Source organism: Bombilactobacillus bombi (genome assembly GCF_013607485.1).
Taxonomy (GTDB): domain Bacteria; phylum Bacillota; class Bacilli; order Lactobacillales; family Lactobacillaceae; genus Bombilactobacillus; species Bombilactobacillus bombi_A.
Window position 1 is genome coordinate 1 of the sequence record NZ_SCHP01000145.1, and the last position, 640, is coordinate 640.

A 640-nucleotide genomic window follows, 5' to 3' on the forward strand; every position below is an offset into this window, starting at 1 on the left:
TACATAAGATCCGCTCAATTTTGCTGCTCTGAGTTTGCCTAAAGTTAGTCAAGGTATTGGCTACAGCGACTTAGCGCCTTTAAAGCTAGGGCCATGGACAATTACGTTTTTGCGGACAATACATCCAGTGCCTGCTTTTGCAACACGAATTGTTAATGAAAAAATGAAAAAAACTTTTGTTTTTACAGCGGATACAGCTTACTTTGATGGTTTGATTGATTTTGCCCGTCAAGCTGACTTATTAGTTACGGATACTAATTTTGGTGCTGAAAAAACTGGCCAAATTTGGCATATGACTTCTACGCAATCAGGGCATTTAGCTCAGCAGGCTAAGGTTAAGAGGTTATTAATTTCACATTTACCACAGGAGTATTCACTCGATAAGTTACTCACTCAAACCCAAGCAGCCGCTGGTTCTACAGTAGTTACTCGCGCCCGTACGGGATTGAAAATAGTTTTTTAGTATTAATTTTAAGTTATTAAAATTATTAGTGAAATTGTTTGCAATAGTAACGGTTATTAAAAAAAGAAGAGCTGATTTATTAACTAAATTAGCACTTTTTATTTGTGAAAAAAGAACAAATTTTCGCTATTTTTTTGAAAAACATCTAGACTTTTAAACTTATAAATACTATAATAG

General features: G+C 34.4%; 1 protein-coding gene. It reads left to right on the forward strand.

Going from position 1 to position 640, the window contains the following annotated elements:
* Positions 1-34: 34 nt before the first annotated feature.
* Positions 35-463 carry an MBL fold metallo-hydrolase gene (locus EQ827_RS08855; RefSeq protein ID WP_258231834.1) on the forward strand — a complete coding sequence of 143 codons (429 nt, stop codon included), beginning with the start codon at positions 35-37 and terminating at the stop codon, positions 461-463.
* Positions 464-640 lie beyond the last annotated feature (177 nt).